This is a genomic window from Nostoc sp. (assembly GCF_036917635.1).
Classification (GTDB): domain Bacteria; phylum Cyanobacteriota; class Cyanobacteriia; order Cyanobacteriales; family Nostocaceae; genus Nostoc.
Genome location: NZ_JBALCW010000089.1, coordinates 1 through 19,492 on the forward strand (window position 1 = coordinate 1; position 19,492 = coordinate 19,492).

General features: G+C 42.6%; 11 protein-coding genes and 1 pseudogene. 8 read left to right on the forward strand and 4 right to left on the reverse strand.

Translation table 11 applies throughout. The annotated features are described in order from the left end of the window. Window positions 1-89 precede the first annotated feature (89 nt). Window positions 90-674: pseudogene (locus tag V7K32_RS20360) on the forward strand (Uma2 family endonuclease); the annotation flags it as partial. Window positions 675-712: 38 nt separating this feature from the next. Here the strand turns inward: V7K32_RS20360 and V7K32_RS20365 are convergent. The 4 genes from V7K32_RS20365 to V7K32_RS20380 all read right to left on the reverse strand — a co-directional run bounded on the left by V7K32_RS20365 (window position 713) and on the right by V7K32_RS20380 (window position 5,953). Then, entirely contained in the window at window positions 713-1,567 is an 855-nt protein-coding gene (locus V7K32_RS20365) for an HIT family protein (protein WP_334995630.1), read from the reverse strand. Between the two features lie 575 nt (window positions 1,568-2,142). Next, entirely contained in the window at window positions 2,143-4,434 is a 2,292-nt protein-coding gene (gene glgB, locus V7K32_RS20370; RefSeq protein WP_334995609.1) for a 1,4-alpha-glucan branching enzyme, read from the reverse strand. Between the two features lie 171 nt (window positions 4,435-4,605). Then, the gene (locus V7K32_RS20375; protein ID WP_334995631.1) at window positions 4,606-4,938 is read right to left on the reverse strand and encodes a hypothetical protein; all 333 of its coding nucleotides are present in this window, start codon (window positions 4,936-4,938) and stop codon (window positions 4,606-4,608) included. A 757-nt stretch (window positions 4,939-5,695) separates the two neighbouring features. Beyond that, a complete protein-coding gene (locus V7K32_RS20380) occupies window positions 5,696-5,953 on the reverse strand; it encodes a hypothetical protein (protein ID WP_334995610.1) in 258 nt (85 codons plus the stop codon). Window positions 5,954-6,449: 496 nt separating this feature from the next. On the opposite strand from V7K32_RS20380, the gene V7K32_RS20385 reads away from it, so the two are divergent. From V7K32_RS20385 to V7K32_RS20415, 7 genes are all read left to right on the forward strand, one after another. Further along, window positions 6,450-7,151: a hypothetical protein gene (locus V7K32_RS20385; RefSeq protein WP_334995611.1), complete on the forward strand. Its 702-nt coding sequence runs from the start codon at window positions 6,450-6,452 to the stop codon at window positions 7,149-7,151. 136 nt (window positions 7,152-7,287) lie between these two features. After that, on the forward strand, window positions 7,288-9,120 hold the full coding sequence (locus V7K32_RS20390; protein WP_334995612.1) for a peptidoglycan D,D-transpeptidase FtsI family protein: 1,833 nt from the start codon (window positions 7,288-7,290) through the stop codon (window positions 9,118-9,120). 331 nt (window positions 9,121-9,451) lie between these two features. Beyond that, a complete protein-coding gene (locus tag V7K32_RS20395) occupies window positions 9,452-10,555 on the forward strand; it encodes an iron-containing redox enzyme family protein (protein WP_334995632.1) in 1,104 nt (367 codons plus the stop codon). Between the two features lie 222 nt (window positions 10,556-10,777). Then, the gene (locus V7K32_RS20400) at window positions 10,778-11,473 is read left to right on the forward strand and encodes an SAM-dependent methyltransferase (RefSeq protein WP_334995613.1); all 696 of its coding nucleotides are present in this window, start codon (window positions 10,778-10,780) and stop codon (window positions 11,471-11,473) included. 687 nt (window positions 11,474-12,160) lie between these two features. Continuing rightward, window positions 12,161-14,572, forward strand: coding sequence for a sucrose synthase (locus V7K32_RS20405; protein ID WP_334995614.1), 2,412 nt, complete (start codon window positions 12,161-12,163; stop codon window positions 14,570-14,572). Window positions 14,573-14,831: 259 nt separating this feature from the next. Then, on the forward strand, window positions 14,832-17,840 hold the full coding sequence (pgmB, locus tag V7K32_RS20410) for a beta-phosphoglucomutase (protein ID WP_334995633.1): 3,009 nt from the start codon (window positions 14,832-14,834) through the stop codon (window positions 17,838-17,840). Between the two features lie 96 nt (window positions 17,841-17,936). Next, on the forward strand, window positions 17,937-19,286 hold the full coding sequence (locus V7K32_RS20415) for a PAS domain-containing sensor histidine kinase (RefSeq protein WP_334995615.1): 1,350 nt from the start codon (window positions 17,937-17,939) through the stop codon (window positions 19,284-19,286). The last annotated feature ends 206 nt before the right edge of the window (window positions 19,287-19,492 follow it).

Consider the following 19,492-nt stretch of genomic DNA (forward strand, 5'->3'; position numbering starts at 1 on the left):
TTACTTTGTTTATCATTCACTTAATTTCTACAATTTTTTATGTCATTTTGAAATCTTTCTTAGTTTTTATTAGTAAATAAGATGCGTTCGCCCTGGGCGTAGAGCGGTTTTATGATGAAGAATTGCGTCCCAGTTATGTGCTGTGGGATGAAAATGTTGTACCGATTTTCGTCCTAGAAGTAGTTTCCCAAAATTATCGCAAGGAATACACTACTAAATTGGCTGAATATGAGGCTTTGGGTGTACTTTATTATGTAATTTATTCATCTCGTCGCCGCCGCAAACCGCATCTAGAAGTACATAAATTAGTTAATGGTAAGTATGAATTGCAAGAGGGAAACCCCGTTTGGCTACCAGAAATTGGCTTAGGAATTGGTTGCGAAAGGGGAAATTATAGCGGTGTAACGCGGGAATGGATGTATTGGTATGATCAGCAAGGACAACGGTATCTCACGCCGGCAGAACAAATAAAACAAGAGATACAACGCGCTCAACAAGAGACACAACGCGCTCAACAAGAGACACAACGCGCCCAGCAAGAAACACAACGCGCTCAACAAGAGACACAACGCGCTCAACAAGAAGCACAACGCGCTCAACAAGCAGAACAAAAGGTGCAACAATTAGCAGAACAATTAAGAGCGCTGGGAATAGATCCAGATAATCTAGGTTAACTGAAATATTTTGCCATCTTTTCAACAAGACCGAAAAACTATTGCTTTTTAGGAATAACGTTCCTGATTCCACTTTTAGCACCAACAGTATCACCTTTATAACGAGGGATGATATGAATACTGGCGTGCATAATATTTTGACCTGCGGCTCGATTGATATTCATTCCTATATTAAAGCCATCAGGTTCAAATTCTGACTGGAGAATTTTTTGTACTTTATTCACCATAAACCAGCAAGCAGATTGCTCTTTAACTGGTAATTCCAAATAACTGCTAACATGACGTTTGGGAATAACTAAAATATGTCCTTTACTTATAGGATAACCATCAAAAATAGCATAAGCGGTTGCTGATTCAGTTAATAGTTTGAGAGTTTTCTGAGGATTACAGAATATACAATAATTAGATGAATTTCGCTGATGATTATAATGAATATACTGATATACTTCCCGATGTTCATCTAAACAAACTGAAGTAAAGGGAAGTTTGACAATACACTGATAGGTAGGTTTTTTATGGACATAATGTTCTCGAAAACCTTCTTTTTTGATATCCCTTCTTACAGCATAATAAGCTTTACCTCCTGGTTTTAATAAGTGTGATATTTCCATAAGAACATTAGTTTGTTCTTCGGTGAATAAAACATTTAAAACATAAAAGCAAATTATTGTATCAAATTTATGTTCAGGATATTCTGGAAAATAATAAGGGTCATAGCCTGTGATATCACAACCCTTTTGGCGCAAGATTTTAACATCATTACCAAAGCCACAACCAAAGTCTAATATTTTGCCTTGGAGAAGGTTTTGATTTAATAAAAACTGTGCCGGAAATGACAAATAACTTCTTTCGATCGCAGTCAGATGAGTAAACTGATTTTTTTGCTGTTTCATATAATTTTGGTGCAGATGTCCCAAAATTATTATTCCCAGCATTGCTTGAGGTTATGCGATGTCTACAATGGTCGTTGAGCTTGTCGAAGTGCGGGTTAAGCATCGGTAAGGACAGCAGCGATCGCGGGTTGTTGAATATTTTCTAGTGGATCATCAGGTAAAATGAAGTCGGCTGGAAGTGCTTCCCAAGTAACAGTCGGTTCTTTTTGGATGGGGTTAACTTGTAGAACCCGGCCCAGAACTTAAGTTCTGGGCTAATAGCTTAAGTCCACTCAAGTGGACTGAAATCTTCCCTTTGACAAAGTTTAAGCGATGTCGATGCTTAAAATCCTATATTTAGTCCTCTTAAGAGGACTTTAGCTATTAGCCTCGGAATTTATTCCCAGGCGGGTTAGCAACGAAGCGTCAGATTTACTTGAGCGATCGCTTTAAGGCTATTAGTAAAGGCAAAGCTGCAAAAACTTTCCGCTCTTGATAAACTAATACTCGTGAACGAATCTTTGGGCATTACCAACAAATAAATGCAATCTTCTTTCCCCTTGGTTATGGGCGGGCTAGATGCCCACCCTTAATTGTTATTGCAATGCCTCAGCAGTCTTTTTCTTATCCAACTTCAGAATCAACACACCCAAAGGTGGTAAACACAAATCCAGCGAATAAGGATGACTGTGCAAAGACCAATCATCCGTCCACTTACCACCTAAGTTGCCCATATTGCTGCCGCCATACTGACGCGCATCGCTATTGAACAACTCAGTATAAAATCCCTTTTGCGGTACACCGATGCGGTAGTGAGAATGGGGTTGTGGTGTAAAATTGCAAACGACGATCGCAAAATCATCAGAATCCTTGTCACGACGCATAAAAGAAACTACACTATGGCGGTTGTCGCTACAGTCAATCCACTCAAACCCAGCTTGGGCAAAATCCTGGGTGTACAAAACTGGTTCAGAACGGTAGAGATGGTTCAATTCCCGGAAAAACGTTTTTAACTGTTGGTGGCCTTCATGCTGCAATAAATGCCACTCCAAATCTGTCCAATCATTCCACTCACTCCACTGCCCAAACTCCATGCTCATAAACATGGTTTTCTTGCCTGGGTGAGCAAACATATAGCTAAATAAACAACGCACATTAGCTAACTTCTGCCATGTATCCCCCGGCATTTTGCCGATGATATTCTTCTTGCCATGTACCACTTCATCGTGAGACAGGGCCAGCATGAAGTTCTCGCTGTGGTTGTACCACATACTAAAGGTGATATTGTTTTGGTGGAACTGGCGGAACCAAGGGTCCATGCTGAAGTAATCCAGCATATCGTGCATCCAGCCCATATCCCACTTCAAGTTAAAACCAAGTCCGCCTGTGTAGGTGGGCCAAGATACCATTGGCCAAGAAGTAGATTCTTCAGCAATTGAGAGAATACCGGGGAAATAGCTAAAGATAATGTGATTTACCTGACGCAGAAAATCTGCTGCTTCTAGGTTTTCTCTGCCACCGTACTGATTGGTCAACCATTCTCCTGGTTCGCGGCAATAATCGTTATAGAGCATCGAGGCAACAGCATCAACACGAATCCCATCAATGTGGTATTTATCAAACCAAAAGAGGGCATTTGCTGCTAAGAAATTACTAACTTCATGGCGACCGTAGTTGAACACCAAAGTACCCCATCCTTTGTGTTCGCCCTTGCGGGGGTCAGAGTGTTCGTATAAGTGGCTACCATCAAAGAAAGCTAAACCATGTCCATCTTTGGGAAAGTGACCAGGAACCCAATCGACAATTACCCCTACATCATTTTGGTGACATTTGTCAATAAAATACATGAAATCTTCGGGGCTGCCAAAACGTGAGGTGGGGGCATAGTACCCAGTTACTTGATAACCCCAGGAGCCATCAAAGGGATGCTCCGCAATGGGCAGCAATTCTAGATGGGTATATCCTAATTCTTTGACATAAGGAATGAGTCGGTCGGCTAGTTCCCGGTAGGTAAGGAACCGTGCGCCCGGTTTCAGTTCGGAAACAATAACTACAGGTTCCGTTTCACCATTTGGCAGTTTAGCAGGTTCAGCACTCGAAGCGTGTAACCAAGAGCCTAAATGCACTTCGTAGACTGAAACTGGCTGAGTGAGCGGTTCAGTGCGACGCCGCTTTTCCATCCAGCTTTCGTCATTCCAACTGTAAGCATCTAAATCAGTGACAATGGATGCTGTTTTCGGGCGGGGTTCTTGGTGAAAACCGTAGGGATCGGATTTTTCGTAAATGTGTCCTTCAAAATTTTTGATTTCATATTTGTAATGCTCTCCCACACCGATTTCAGGTATAAACAATTCCCAAACCCCGGTAGATCCTTTACGCATCTGGTGTTTACGCCCATCCCAGAAGTTAAAGTCTCCCAGCAATGAAACGTTGCGAGCATTGGGCGCCCAAACTGCAAAATAAACGCCTTTAACGCCGCCTATTACCGTGGGGTGCGCTCCTAGTTTTTCGTATATCCGGTGATGATTGCCTTCACTAAATAAATGCAAGTCAAAGTCTGTCAAGTTGGGAGAACGGAAGGCGTAAGGGTCATAGGTGACACGCTCATGTTCTCCTTCTTTAATCCGTAATTGGTAGTTTGCTAGTTCTGGAGTGTCAATCGTGCATTCAAAAAAGTTGGGATGATGCACTGCTTGCATTGGGTATTCCTTGCGTTGTTCAGGAAGAACCACCCATGCTGCACTTGCATTTGGTAGATAAGCCCGCACAGCCCAGACGGTTTTGCCGTTTTGTTCTATGGGATGAGAACCTAGTATTTCAAAGGGATCGTTATGCTGATTCCAAACGATGCTGTTAACCTGTTCAGGGGCGATCGTGGTCATGGACATGAAGCTACCTAAGTGATATAACGTGATTGACTAAATCTACTTTTTTAATATCTATATATATTCTTTACATTTATTTGCAATTTTGTCGCCACCGTTATCCTACATCAGAATGGGGAATGGGCAGAGGATGAATGACTAATCACTAATGACTAATCACTAATGACGAATTTATCAAAAATTTAAAAAGGGGAAAAACTGGAGTAAGGTTTTACGTATCCGAAGCAAGAAAATCTGTTGGCGAATTTTGGGGTCTAGTTTTGGGGGCGGGGCAAGTTGCAGCTGCGCTTGTAATTGAATATATTCGGCAGCTGTTAGGGATCTTCCATCAATAGGCGATCGCGCTTCTATGATAATTTTAGTGCGTAATATTTCTTCTGGTGTATCCTCTGGTGGCGGTAATGCTATTACAGGCGATCGCCAAGAGCTACTTAACACCAAAAAGGTTCCACTAATCACAATTAAGCTCAGTAATTTTATTGCCTTTATCGCTTTAACTCTCCCCATTTCCTGAACTGCGTTCACAACGCAGGATGAACATCTGTTTTTTTACATCCCATTCCCAAAGTTAAAAATTTTCCTAATAAAAAAATCTGGCAATATCTTGGCACATCACCAGGTCTTTTCTGATACGGAATCGACTACAGGGAATGCCCAAGACCAATTGCCAGCGATCGCTATGAATTGTTTTACCCTCTAAAAACTCAATGGTCTAAGCCATTCCAAACACTAAACCAGGGTACTACTTTGTCTACAAGATGGCTTAAATTTACACAATTAAACTCCCTTTGACTTGAAATAAGGTTCAGTCACAAAAGAGAAAAGGGGACAGGCGACACAAAGCTTGGAGGAAAACCCGATAAATAAATTTAGGGCTGCTGAAATACAGACGCATTATTTCTTGTGGCACTTGAGGCTCGAAAGAAATATTTAACATTGAGCATAAATAAATCTAGCTGCTTGAAATCCTCTATATACTGTATACTGTCCAATTCCAGCATTTTTCTCCCCAGCAATAACTGCCCCCTGCCTCTTTGCTCAGGCGAGGATTTTAGGCGGACACATGGTTGAGGAGGTAATCCTCATCACCAGTGTCCTTTACTTACTACCCTACTTAGCTGATATTCAAGCAAACTCTAGGCTCTGATACACCAACAAAAAAAATGCAGGTTTTTACGTTAACCTAATTAATTCAAGTTATGTGGTGACGAGCGTTGTTACTAAGTTGTTTTGGGCATGATTTAAACTAAAGCTGATTGATGTCCTATTTAGGAGTAGCTTTAGGAGTAGCTTTAGAAGTAGTTGTGGGAGTAACAGCAGGTGTAGTTGCGGGAGTAACAGCAGGTGTAGTTGCGGGAGTAACAGCAGGTGCATCCGTTGGTTCACCTGTAGCAGCTGGACTAGTAGTAGTACCAGTACCACCACCAGCGCCACCAGCATCACCACCGCCACCGCCTTCACAAGCTCCGAGAATTGTAGCCAGACTTAAGATTACAGCCAAACCAAAGATTTTTGTTTTCATAACTCCTCTTTCACCAATTGTGGCTAGAACAATTTTTCGCCTGTTGAATACGATACCGTATTTATTGCTTTTTTTTAAATGCTACGAGATTACATCCAAAAAAAAATAATCCTTTGAGCTATTCTTTTTTGAATTAGGTATCATACAGCCATCTGATTAGTTTCTCTTAACTCAAGAGCAAAACGGAAATTACCAAATTTTCTAGCAAACCGAGGTATCATAGCAAAAAATTTATTTTTCCTGGAGTATTGCACCTTGCTGCCCCACGTTGCCATACTTTAGGTGCGATATCTAAAAGGCAAGCTGTCCAGTTGCTAATCGCTGATTGCAATTTTGCAATATCTAGAGGATGTAATTGCTATGGCTATCTATCAAACAGTTAAAAGGGTGTAGTCTGTTATGTGTGCTTATTGCACAGAAGGCGATTTTAACTAAGCAAAAAGAGACACTTAAGACAATCAATCTAAAGTACAGTATTTCCGATCTAAAAAAATTTATGGTAGTTACTCGTAAATCTGCTGTTTCTACAAGGGGTACTTGGTTCGGGCGAGATTCTATCCTTTCTTTAGGGAGACGACGTTCTGCACGTATAGAATCAGCAGTACAAAGTGCTTCTACACCCCCAGCCCAAGCTGCACCAGCATCCTCTCGAAGACGACAGCGTTCCTTGAAAAATTTCGCGGTTTCTCCTACAAATGAAGTAGTTATGCCCAAATCGGTGAAACAGTTGGGTAGACAACAAGTGCTAAATCTCAATGAGCAGTCAAGTGCAAACCAGAAAACTCCGGGGGTAGGTTTTCTTCGCCTTCCCACAATGCCAAATTCTGGAGCAGCACCTTTGTGGTTGCTACGCTTGTACACCTTTCACCGTTATTCGACAGTTTTGGCGTTCTTGGTAGTAGCATCAACACTTGCTGTTTATGGCTGGACGGTATATTCGCAAGAAGTTTGGAGTAAGTCATATAGCAGACTGCAAAACCTCCAACGTCATGAGCGGTTACTAACAACAACCAACGCGACGCTGACAAATAAAATTGCCCAGGAAGCAGAACAACCAACAGCAGGGCTGGTATCGCCGACTCCTAAAGGGATGATTTTCTTGTCTCCAGAATCATCTCATAATCCTAAGCCAGCATCTTCTAACACAACGCCAAATCCCCAAACGCAACAGCAAACCCTCTCGCCACTGGGGTATTAAGGTTAAGAGTCATTGGTCATTGGTTATTGGTCATTGGTTATTGGTCATTAGTCATTGGTCATTAGTTATTCGTAACGGACAAATGACAAATGACTAATCACAAAGGACAAATGACAAAGGACAAAGGACAAACCCAATGCAAAAATCACCAAGCAAAACAAACAGAAAGTTTCGGAATCCAGCATTTAAAAGGCGACAGAAGGGTTCTAAACGAGGATTGTTAGGGACACTTGCCTCTAATATCCAAGATCAAAGAGCCAATACCAAGTCTCGACTGTTTATAGTATGGGGCGTATTAATGGCAGCAGGTTTGGGGTTGGCTATCAACTTGTATAACCTACAAATTGTCAAGGGGCTAAAGTTAACAGAGCAGGCGCGAAACCAGCAAATGGTGAATTTGCGACCTTTTATGCCCCGTCGCCCAGTGGTCGATCGCAATACTAATCTGTTGGCGATTGACCGTCCTGTATATACTTTGTACGCTCATCCCAAGCTGTTTGATAAGTCTAATGAAGATATGGCAGGGCGACTTGCCCCAATATTGGCAAAAGATACTGCTGAATTGGTAAAAACTTTTGAAAGCAAAAGAAGCGGAATTATACTTGCCCCAGCCCTCCCGGAAGAAACTATCGATCGCATCATCTCTTTACGCTTAAATGGCTTGGAGTGGCTTCAAAAATATTCCCGATATTACCCGCCAGACGATTTGGTTTCTGATGTGGTGGGCTATGTAAATCTTGACCGCCGTGGTCAAGCAGGTGTGGAATACTCTCAAGAGAAGTTGCTAGAACGTCCTGTGCAAACGGTGCGGCTCAGTCGGTCGGGGAATGGGGACTTGATGCCGGATCATGCCCCTGAAGGTTTTCTGCATTTTGATGATTTGCGACTGCAACTGACTATTGATAGCCGCCTGCAACGAATTGCCCGTGTTGCACTCAAACAACAAATGGATAAATTTGAGGCTAAACGTGGGGCGGTAATTGTGATGGATGCCTTGGATGGTTCCTTACTCGCCCTAGTTTCTCAGCCTACTTATAACCCTAATGAATACGCTAAAGCTAATATATCGTTATTTAAAAACTGGACGGTGGCGGATCTTTATGAACCGGGATCGACTTTTAAGCCTTTGAATGTAGCGATCGCTCTAGAAAATGGTGTCATCAAACAAGATGATATGTTTAATGACTCCGGTTCTATTCGAGTAGCTAATTACACCATCAAAAATGCGATGAATAATGCTAATGGGCGAATTAGCATCGCTCAGATTTTGCAATATTCCAGCAACATTGGCATGGTGCAAATTATCCAACGCTTAAAGCCTTCAATCTATTACAACTGGCTAGAACGCCTGGGGCTAGGACAAAAAGTTGATACAGATTTACCTTTTGAAGTTGGTGGGCGGCTCAAAAGTCAAGAAGAATTTATCGCTTCGCCAATTGAAGCAGCTACTACTTCCTTTGGACAAGGCTTTTCCATGACACCCATACAGTTGGTACAAATGCACGGCGCTTTAGCCAATGGCGGTAAATTGGTCACACCCCATGTAGTTCGGGGGCTGATTGATAGTAAAGGGCAAATGCATGATTCACCTACTCACACCATCCCCCGCCAAATTTTCTCAGCCGCAACAACTCAAAAGGTTGTGGAAATGATGGAAACTGTTGTTAATGAAGGTAGCGGGAAGGCGGCACAAATTCCGGGATATCGCATTGCTGGTAAAACTGGTACAGCCCAAAAAGCTAGTCCTAATGGTGGTTACATCAAGGGTGCTAGAATGACCAGCTTCGTGGCTATTTTGCCAGTGGAATCTCCTCGGTATGTAGTGTTCGCACTGGTGGATGAACCAAAAGGAGAAAGTGCTTATGGTTCTACTGTCGCCGCCCCAATTGTGAAGTCGGTAATCGAAGCACTCATTCCTCTTGAGGAGATTCCGCCAAGTAAGGCAATCGAGCAGCATAAGGCGCCGTAGGGGGCAGGGGCAGGGGGCAGGGGGGAGCAGGGGGAGCAGGGGGAGCAGGGGGGGCAGGGGGAGCAGAGGGAGCAGGGGAAGCAGAGGGGGCAGAGGGAGCAGGGGAAGCAGAGGGGGCAGGGGGGGCAGGGGGAGCAGGGGGGGCAGGGGGAGCAGAGGGGGCAGGGGGAGCAGAATTAATAACCAATCCCCAATACCCAATCCTCTTTGTTCTTATAGAATTAATTTTTCTTTATAACCAGGGAAAGAGGTAGAGAAAGCTACTCGTGTGGGAAGTTAAGTATTAGAGGTGAAAATAATCTCTCACTTCTCCAATGCTACCGAAGATTCCATGCAAAGCAATTTAGTTATATTTCCTAACGCTGGGGCTGCAAAAAAGAGTACGCAAATAGAAGAAGGAACAATTACCAACTACGACCGTGCTGAGGAACAATTTATAGAACTGCTAGCAATGGAGGATTTGGATCGTTTAGATGTAAAACCTGCAATAGCTAGTGAGTTTGAACAGGCACTCTCAAGGGCAATTTGCGCTGCCTATAAAAACGATCGCTCTGATGAACAGGCTCACCGTTTTCTCCAACGGATACTTTATCGAATTAATCGGCTAAAGCTGTTTTGGTATGACGATTTGCGGCACTATAGCAATGAGCGATCGCTTTACTTGTACTCATGTCGTGACCAAATTGAAGCTGCTTGGCAACAGTGGGAACTGGCACAAATCGATGTGGCTGCACTGCAACAATTAGATGTAAAACACGCTTTAATTGAGCGTGCATCTACCGATTTAGATCCGCTTTTGTCCGACAATAGCCGCTACATTCGGGAGGAAATGATTGAATCTGGGTATCGTCACCTGCTAGCGATCGGCTCCTTTGATGGCTTGGTTGAAGGTAGTCGTCTTTGCTACGTATTGGGTGGTGCTGCTAATGAAATGCAGTGTACGCTGGTGCGAGTATTACTAGAAGAATACGGCAATGGTCGTTTATCCCGCAAGCACTCTACATTTTTTGCTCAAATGCTGGCTGAGTTTGGCATGAACACTCAACCAGAAGCATACTTCGATTTAGTACCTTGGGAAGTCTTAGCTTGCGCTAATCATAACTTTCTGACCACCGATCGCAAACGCTATTTCCTCCGTTATTGTGGTGCCTTGACATATTTTGAGGTGGCTGGCCCTGCGGCTTACAAAAACTATCTGGCGGCGGCGCAACGATTGGGACTCTCAGAGGCGGCGATGGGTTATTGGGAACTGCACATCCGGGAAGATGAGCGTCACGGGCGTTGGATGTTGGATGATGTGGCTTTGCCTTTGGCAGAACAATATCCCAATGATGCTTGGGAATTACTGCTTGGGTATGACCAGGAGAAACTAATGGGCGATCGCGCCGCTAGTGCTGTTGTGCGATCGATACGTGAAGCAAAACACTCCCCTTGACTCATTTAAGAAATATAAAAAATTAGAAATTAAAAATGGCAGATTTTTTCTGGCCTTTCTAATTTTATATTTCTAAATCATCCTATTGCTAATCTCCCTAGAATCTCATTTCTTTAGTGAGGATTTCTTGACTAAAGAAACGGTTATTTCTTGCCTTTAAACAACGGTATTAAATAACCTCCTCTTACATTGATTATACCTTACACATTGAAGTGCAGTCAAATGAAAGATATCTTTTTTTGTCCTGAAGAATCTAATTTCTACTCAAATTGTTTAGACAGTTTTGTGTTCAGAAATTGCAATAGTTCCGAATCTATTGTGGAGTTTGGCTCAGGAGATGGTAGCCCTGTAATTAATTCTTTATTGAAAAACAAGTTTGATGGTGTAATTCAAGGATTTGAGTTAAATACTTCTGCATGGAAAGTCGCAAATTCAACTATCGATGAATATAATCTCACTAATAAATACATAATCCATAATTCATGTTTGTTTAATTCTTCTCAACCCGATGCTGAGTATCTTGTGGCTAATCCGCCCTATCTCCCTGCGCCAGATAATGATATTTATATGCCACTCTTATTTGGGGGCGTAGATGGAGCCACAGTTACCAACGATCTTTTGTCGTTAGGTTATGAAAATGTGTTGGTTTTAATATCTAGTTTTTCTAATCCAACAAGTACGCTGAACCTAGCAAAACAAAATGGATATTGTGTTCAAAATTTCATGGTATTACCTTTACAGTTCGGCTACTATAGCTCCGATCCCAAGGTAAAGAACCACATAGAAGAACTCCGAAAAAACAACATGGCATTTTATTCTGGCGATTATTATTTTTTAGCTGGCGTTTTATTTAACAAATGCCAGGATTCTGTAGTTGATTTATCTAATCAATTGGCTCAGGTTATGACTAGTTTGTGAAAATCGAGAATAACTTACCAGTGCTGTCTCTAGGAAATAGAGAATTTTTAGAAATGTCAACTGCCTATGTACATATTTAGCCACTAAGGGACTGACAAATAAAAAAATGTTCCAAAACTGACGCAAAAACTTTTTCTATTTCTCCTCTCTCTGTGTTCTCTGCGTCTGGAGTGGTTCGTTTATTTGAATAATTTATTTCTTGGAAGTCCCTAAATCTGCATAGGTGCGCCGTCGATAGCGAGTCAGACGCTTGATGACTCGCTAACGCTTAGTACAGCTTTGGGTAAATTCGTAGCGATTTGAGAGTTAAAGTTTAAAGGCTCTAGGGGCGCAGAGGGTCGCAAAGAATTCGCTACAAATTAATCAAATGCTCTACTTAAGTAGGTCGGCGATAAAAAACCAAACTATGTAACGAAAAGTAAAATCTCTGTATTTGGCTCGTAGTTGCGCCCTCTTGCGCTTTAGCGCAACTAAAAACAAGTGATGATTGTTTGCGCCGACTGACTTAGAGCCTTGTCAAAAGAGTAAAACTCAATGGTAAAACTCAAGACAGTGGGTTTCATCCCAGAGTTAGACGCGGTGGTTTTGATGTTTATATAAGATAAAAGGGGGAATGTACCTCAAAAAACCGGAGACTGGAGAAAAATATGAGGTCGTGACCTAGCTAAAGTTCTGGGATTCGTCATCATGTATGAACTAGTTCAAGCTGTTTTCAACGGTGATGAAAAAACTGCTCTGCATCAGTTGATTTATGCGTTGAGTGCTTCAGGTAAGCGTTATTTCCTGAGAAATGAAATTTTCCTCTTTTTTGCCGATTACTGCGATCAATCCCAAAAGCCAGCCTATTTTTACCACTCTTCTTCTGTTGGCAAACTGATACAGTACACTCACGAAATAATTTTTGAAGAAGAAAGTATCTGGTTTGTGGTTCGTCCCAGGATTGCTAGTCAGGAAGTTTGGAAACTGACAGCCGATTTTAATAAATTTGAGTTGATGACGCCTCAAGCGCTGCTAGATGTGAGAGATCGCCTAGTCAACCGCTACCAACCTCACATCCTGGAAATCGACCTCCACCCGTTTTACGAAAGTTCCCCAAGAATCGACGACCCCAGAAATATTGGTCAAGGTTTAGCTTTCCTCAACCGTTACCTGTGCAATCAATTGTTGACTGACCCCCAATATTGGCTAGAAATGTTATTTAAAGCATTACAGGGGTTGCAACACGACGGGATTCGGCTGCTGTTGAGCGATCGCATTCCTTCAGGTATTCACCTAGCCAAACAAATTAAGCTAGCACTCAAATTGCTGAATCAGCTTGAGCCTGATGAACCTTATGAAAAATTCCGCTTCGATCTCCAAGAACTCGGCTTTGAGCCGGGTTGGGGTAATACTGCGGCGCGAGTCTGTGAAACCCTAGAACTCCTCGACCGACTCATTTACTCTCCACAACCCGGCATTTTAGAAACATTTGTCGCCCGCGTCCCCGCCATTTTTCGCGTCGTCCTCATTTCTATTCACGGCTGGGTTGGACAGGAAGATGTCATAGGAAGAGATGAAACACTCGGTCAAGTTATCTACGTCCTTGAACAAGCCCGCAGCTTAGAAAACGAACTGCGCGAACAAATTAAACTCGCTGGTCTTGACGGACTGGGTATGGAGCCACATGTGATTATTCTCACGCGGCTAATCCCTAACTGCGAAGGCACATTTTGCAACCTGCGTTTAGAAAAAGTCCAAGATACTGAAAATGCTTGGATATTGCGCGTTCCTTTTGGTGAATTTAATCCCGAAATTACCAACAATTGGATTTCTAAATTTGAGATTTGGCCTTATTTAGAAAAGTTTGCTCTAGATGCAGAAAAAGAATTACTAGCTCAATTTCAAGGTAAACCTAATCTTATTGTTGGCAACTACAGCGACGGTAACTTAGTGGCTTTTCTTTTATCTCGCTGGATGAAAGTTACCCAGTGTAACATTGCCCATTCATTGGAAAAACCTAAATATCTATTTAGTAATTTATATTGGCAAGATTTAGAAGATAAATATCACTTCTCGGTACAATTTACTGCTGATTTGATTAGCATGAATGCAGCCGACTTCATCATTACATCGTCCTATCAAGAAATTGTCGGTACACCTGACACCATAGGGCAATACGAGTCGTACAAATGCTTTACGATGCCGCAGTTGTATCATGTGGTTGATGGGATTGATTTGTTTAATCCTAAATTCAACTTCGTGCCGCCGGGAGTAAATGAAAAGATTTTCTTTCCCTATAGCCAAAAAGAAGACCGAAATATTAAGCTTTGCACACAAATTCACGACCTCCTCTTTAGCCGCGAAGATCCCCAAATATTTGGTTATTTAGAGCAGCCGAATAAGCGACCAATATTTGCCGTTGCTTCCATGACTTCAGTAAAAAATCTCACTGGTTTAGCTGAATGCTTTGGTAAAAGTCAGGCGTTGCAAGACCGTTGTAACCTGATCCTGTTCAGTAGTAAATTACATCCAAATGAAGCTAAAAACCCAGAAGAAGCAGAAGAAATTCAAAAACTCTACGACATTATTGAGCGATATCATCTCAATGGCAAAATTCGCTGGGTGGGGATGCGTATTCCTAGCTGTAATCTCGGCGAAACCTACCGAGTAGTTGCAGATTATCAGGGAATTTATGTCCATTTTGCCCGCTTTGAATCCTTCGGTCGGTCTATTTTAGAAGCGATGATTTCCGGCTTGCCAACTTTTGCTACTCAATTTGGCGGCTGTTTAGAAATTATCGAAAACCCAGAGAATGAATTTAATCTTAATCCTACAGACTTAGAAGGTACAGCAAATAAAATTTTAGGTTTTGTTAACCAATGCAATACTTATCCTGAGTATTGGCACGAAGTCTCAGAATTGATGAGTCAGCGAATTCATAATAGATATAATTGGCATTTACACAGTAATCAATTACTACAGCTTGCTAAAATATTTAGTTTTTGGAACCTTGTTGCTCCAGAAAATAACGAAGCCAGAGATGGCTATATGGAAGCTTTATTTTATCTAATTTATAAACCTAGAGCCGAAAAGATTTTGGAAAAACATAAGTGGGGATGAGGGAAAAGAATTAATAACTAATGCCCAATACTTCGACTTAAGTAAGTCGGCGCAAATAATTATCAGTGGTTTGCTAAAGCGCAAGACAGCGCAACTACGAGCCAAATACAGAGATTTTACTTTTCGTTACATAGTTTGATTTTTTCTCGCCGACCTACTTACCTCGGCTTCGGTTCCATCGATCGAAGTCGAGATGTTCGGCACAAGTCCCTCAGTACAAGTGTTCAATGCTCAATTCCCAATTCCCCAATCCCAACTTATGCAAACAAAAGGTAGTTCTCGCAATTTTATCTACACAGATTGGATTTTAATCGAAACTCAGTTTGACCCCGATCAATTGCACTCTAAAGAAACCGTCTTTACAATCGGCAATGGATACCTGGGAACAAAAGGCAGTTTTGAAGAAGGTTATCCTCAGGCATTGCCAGCTACTTTTATCCACGGTGTCTACGACGATGTGCCGATGGTGTACACTGAACTGGCAAATTGCCCTGACTGGTTACCTTTGGTAGTGATTGTAAATGGCGATCGCTTCCGTCTCGATCAAGGTAAAATATTACGCTACGATCGCCAGCTTGATTTACGCTACGGACTTCTGATCCGTTACTTACGTTGGCGCTCTCCCAGTGGAAACACTATAGATATTACCTTTGAACGCTTTGCTAGTTTTGCAGATCGGCATGTGTTGGCGCAACGCTGCAATTTAACGCCAGTAGATTTTGATGGGTTAATCGAAGTTCAGGGAAGTATCAACGGCTATCCAGAAAATCAGGGTTTTAATCACTGGGAAGGACTAGATCAAGGCAAGACTGACCAAGGAATCTGGTTGCAACGCCGCACCCGCCACTCCCGAATTGAACTCGCTATGGGCGCAACTATGAAAATATCAGGCACTGAAGCATCTTTGCAAGTCAGTACCGCACCTGGTTATCCCACCTTGAGTATGACCTACCAGGCTAAATCACAACAGACGGTAACGGTAGAAAAACTCGTCACAGTTTTTACCTCGCGGGAGACTGAGACACCAGTTTTAGCAGCTACAGAAAAACTCGCGCACCTAGCAGATTACGCAACACTACTAAAAGCCAATGAGCAGGCATGGGATGAGGTGTGGCAGCAAAGTGACATCCTGATTGAGGGGGATAGCACATCTGCTTTTGCTGTTCGCTACAATCTATTCCAGCTGCTGATTGCTGGGTCACGCGATGATGACAAAGTGAGCATTCCGGCTAAAACTCTTTCTGGATTTGGCTATCGCGGTCATATCTTTTGGGATACAGAAATTTTTATGCTGCCCTTTTTTCTGTTTACCCAACCAGCGATCGCCCGAAATTTACTCAGTTACCGTTGGCACACCTTGCCAGGAGCTAGACGTAAGGCTTCCCATTACGGCTATAAAGGAGCAATGTTTGCCTGGGAAAGTGCTGATACCGGAGATGAAGTAACACCACGTTGGGCATTGGGAAATGATTTTTATGGTGAAGACGTGCGGATTTGGTGCCGCGATCGCGAAATTCATATTAATGCAGATATTCCCTACGCCGCTTGGAACTACTGGCAAGTTACTGGTGATGATCAGTGGATGCAACAGCGCGGCGCAGAGATTATTTTGGATGCCGCTATCTTCTGGGGTAGCCGCGTTGAATTCAATTCTGAACGCCAACAGTATGAAATTCGGGGAGTGATTGGAGTGGATGAATACCATGAACTCGTTCACAATAACGCCTTTACAAACCGGATGGCGCAATGGCATCTAGAGAAAGCGATCGCAGTTTATGATTGGTTGGCTCATAAGTTCCCCGAACGAGCTAAAGAACTAGAAGAGAAACTAAAACTTACCCCACAAGAGCGAACGCACTGGCAAGATATCATCGCCAAAATAGTGTTTCTCCATGACCCATTAACAGAACTAATCGAGCAGTTTGAGGGATTTTTCCAATTAGAAGATATCAACTTAGCTACTTATCAAGGGCGCGATCGCTCCATGCAAGCCGTCTTGGGTATTGAAAAAACCAATCAATATCAAGTAATCAAGCAGCCAGATATCTTGATGCTCCTTTATTTAATGCGGGAATCAGCAGATTTTCCCTACAACAAAAAAGCATTGCAGACCAACTGGGATTACTACGCACCTCGCACCGACATTAGCTATGGTTCGTCGTTAGGACCAGCACTTCACGCCGTTTTAGCTGCCGATTTGGGCAAATCAACCGAAGCTTACAAAGTGTTTATGCAAGCGTTAATGGTGGATCTTGAAGACAATCGAGGTAACACCAGCGATGGAATCCACGGCGCTACTGCTGGTGGCGTTTGGCAAGCTGTAATTTTTGGATTCGGCGGCATTCAACTAACCGAAAATGGCCTCGTAGCCAACTCCCATCTGCCCGATGGCTGGACGCGCCTGAAGTTTAAACTGCACTGGCAAGGAAAATGGCACGACTTCGATCTACGCAAAGAACAAGTCAGTCAAAATATAACTCGTCAACTAGAATATCTTCAACTTTCCCTCTCCCAAAATCCCCCAAATTTCCCCTCAGAAGCTTCTAAACATCAGACTTCTCCCCCAGTCCCCAGTCCCCACGCCCCCAACATCCAAGGATTCATCTTCGACTTAGATGGTGTGCTAACAGATACAGCAGAACTTCATTATCAAGCTTGGCAAAAGCTAGCAGATGAAGAAGGTATACCCTTTAATCACCAAGCTAATGAAGCACTGCGCGGTGTATCCCGTCGTGCTTCCTTGATACATATTATTGGAGATAGGCCGTATTCGGAGGCACAAATAGAGGAGATGATGGAGCGTAAAAATCGCTACTATGTGGAATCGATCGAAAACATGACACCCAAGGATTTGTTACCAGGTGCGATCGCCTTCTTGGATGAACTGCAACAAGCTGGGATTAAAATCGCTATTGGTTCAGGTAGCAAAAATGCCCGGACAGTAATTGAGCGATTGGGCATTGGGGATAAAGTAGATGCGATCGCTGACGGTTATAGTGTACAGCAGTCTAAGCCAGCACCCGACCTATTTCTGTACGCAGCCAAGCAGCTAGGACTTGAACCAGCGCAATCTGTAGTTGTAGAAGATGCCGCAGCAGGCGTTGAGGCGGCCCTAGCCGGTGGTATATGGGCAGTAGGGCTCGGACCAGTTGAACGAGTTGGATCTGCTCATGTTGTTTTGCCCAGCTTAGAAAGGGTCAAATGGGCAGATTTAAGAGCCAAATTAAGCAATCTTGCCAGAGAAAAACATTCAGGGACTTCCAATTGAAAACTAATAACTCCTAACCTCCAAAAGCTAAGATCGTCTAAATAAGGAATCTAAAATAAAATCCAAGTTTTAGATATTCAAATTAGGAGTAGGAGGGTGAATTTGGACGATTTAGCCTTACAGATAGAGAATATGCGTAAGCGCGTCGCCCTTTTGCAACGCCAGAGTGAACAACAAAATACACAAGAAAAAATTGAACTTGTTGCCACAGTATTACAAGAAGTTTACCTAGCTCTGGAAGAACTGCAAATAGCCAATGAAGATTTACAACAGCAGAATGAACAATTATCCAAGTCTCAACAGTTATTGGTAGCACAAAGTCAACGCTACCAGGAACTATTTGAGCAAGTACCAGACGCTTATTTTGTGACTGATGCAAAAGGGGTAATTCATGAAGCTAACTCAGCCGCTACTACTCTGCTCAATATTTCCAAAAGTTTTTTGTTAGGCAAACCCATAGCGATTTATGTGATTCAGAAAGAAATAATTGCTTTTCATTTGAAACTGACTTATCTGCGCGATCATGCCGAAATCCCAGACTGGAAAATGCAAGAGTGGGAAGTAAACGTGCGACCACGTAATAAAACGCCAATTTTTGTTGCGGTTAAGGTGGTTGCTGTCCGTAATCAACAAGGTAAGTTAGTCGGTTTGCGGTGGCTATTGCGGGATATTAGCGAAAGCAAGCGAACCCAAGCCAAGCTGCAATGGGCAGAACAGGCGATGCGACAAGCGCTTGCCAAAGAAAGGGAGTTTAGTGAACTTAAATCCCGCTTGCTCACCATCACCTCCCATGAGTTTCGCACCCCTTTGACTACCATCCACTCTTCTGCGGAATTACTAGAATATTATCGCCATCTATGGAGCGACGAGCGACAACAAACCCACCTACGTCGCATTCAAACATCAGTTATGCATATAACCCAGTTGTTGAATGATGTATTGATGCTGAGTCAAGATGAAACAGGCAAGTTAGAGTTTAATCCAACACCCCTGAATTTGGTGGAATTTTGCCGCGAGCTATTAGAAGAATTACAACAGAGCGATCGCTCACAACATGCGATCGCTTTTAGGAGTCAGTGCCAATCTACAAGAGCTAACTTAGACGCGAAACTACTCCGGCAAATCTTGACTAACTTATTCTCAAATTGTCTAAAATACTCTCCCATTGGTAGCACAGTTAAGTTTTCTGTCACCACTGCCAACGATCGAGCTATATTTCAAACTCAAGACTCTGGTATAGGCATTCCCCCGGATGACATTAAACACATCTTTCAACCCTTCCATCGCGGCAGTAATGCAAGCAATATCCCAGGAATGGGATTAGGAATGTCCATTGTCAAACAGGCTGTAGATCTACATGGCGGTGAAATTTTTGTCGAAAGTGCGATCGGTGCGGGAACTACCTTTACCGTAACTCTGCCATTTTCGATAAATTTCAATATATAGCGGCTTACACAGTTTTTAAGTCAATTTCCACTTTAGAAGACTTTATAAATAATCAATCACTTTTATTTATTAAATTCAAAATAAAATATAATTGCTTCTATGCTAAAAGGTGTTTAAAGTAAGGTTAGCCGGTCGATAATAAGTTTATTGTAAAGTTTTTCTTAACAGTAGCTTACGGAAACCAACTAAAATACTTTGTATATTTA

Bases quoted from the DNA above. Each gene is read 5' to 3' on its own strand.
- V7K32_RS20365 (WP_334995630.1), bottom strand. From the start codon at position 1,567: ATGAAACAGCAAAAAAATCAGTTTACTCATCTGACTGCGATCGAAAGA.
- glgB (WP_334995609.1), bottom strand. From the start codon at position 4,434: ATGTCCATGACCACGATCGCCCCTGAACAGGTTAACAGCATCGTTTGG.
- V7K32_RS20375 (WP_334995631.1), bottom strand. From the start codon at position 4,938: ATGGGGAGAGTTAAAGCGATAAAGGCAATAAAATTACTGAGCTTAATT.
- V7K32_RS20380 (WP_334995610.1), bottom strand. From the start codon at position 5,953: ATGAAAACAAAAATCTTTGGTTTGGCTGTAATCTTAAGTCTGGCTACA.
- V7K32_RS20385 (WP_334995611.1), top strand. From the start codon at position 6,450: ATGGTAGTTACTCGTAAATCTGCTGTTTCTACAAGGGGTACTTGGTTC.
- V7K32_RS20390 (WP_334995612.1), top strand. From the start codon at position 7,288: ATGCAAAAATCACCAAGCAAAACAAACAGAAAGTTTCGGAATCCAGCA.
- V7K32_RS20395 (WP_334995632.1), top strand. From the start codon at position 9,452: ATGCAAAGCAATTTAGTTATATTTCCTAACGCTGGGGCTGCAAAAAAG.
- V7K32_RS20400 (WP_334995613.1), top strand. From the start codon at position 10,778: ATGAAAGATATCTTTTTTTGTCCTGAAGAATCTAATTTCTACTCAAAT.
- V7K32_RS20405 (WP_334995614.1), top strand. From the start codon at position 12,161: ATGTATGAACTAGTTCAAGCTGTTTTCAACGGTGATGAAAAAACTGCT.
- pgmB (WP_334995633.1), top strand. From the start codon at position 14,832: ATGCAAACAAAAGGTAGTTCTCGCAATTTTATCTACACAGATTGGATT.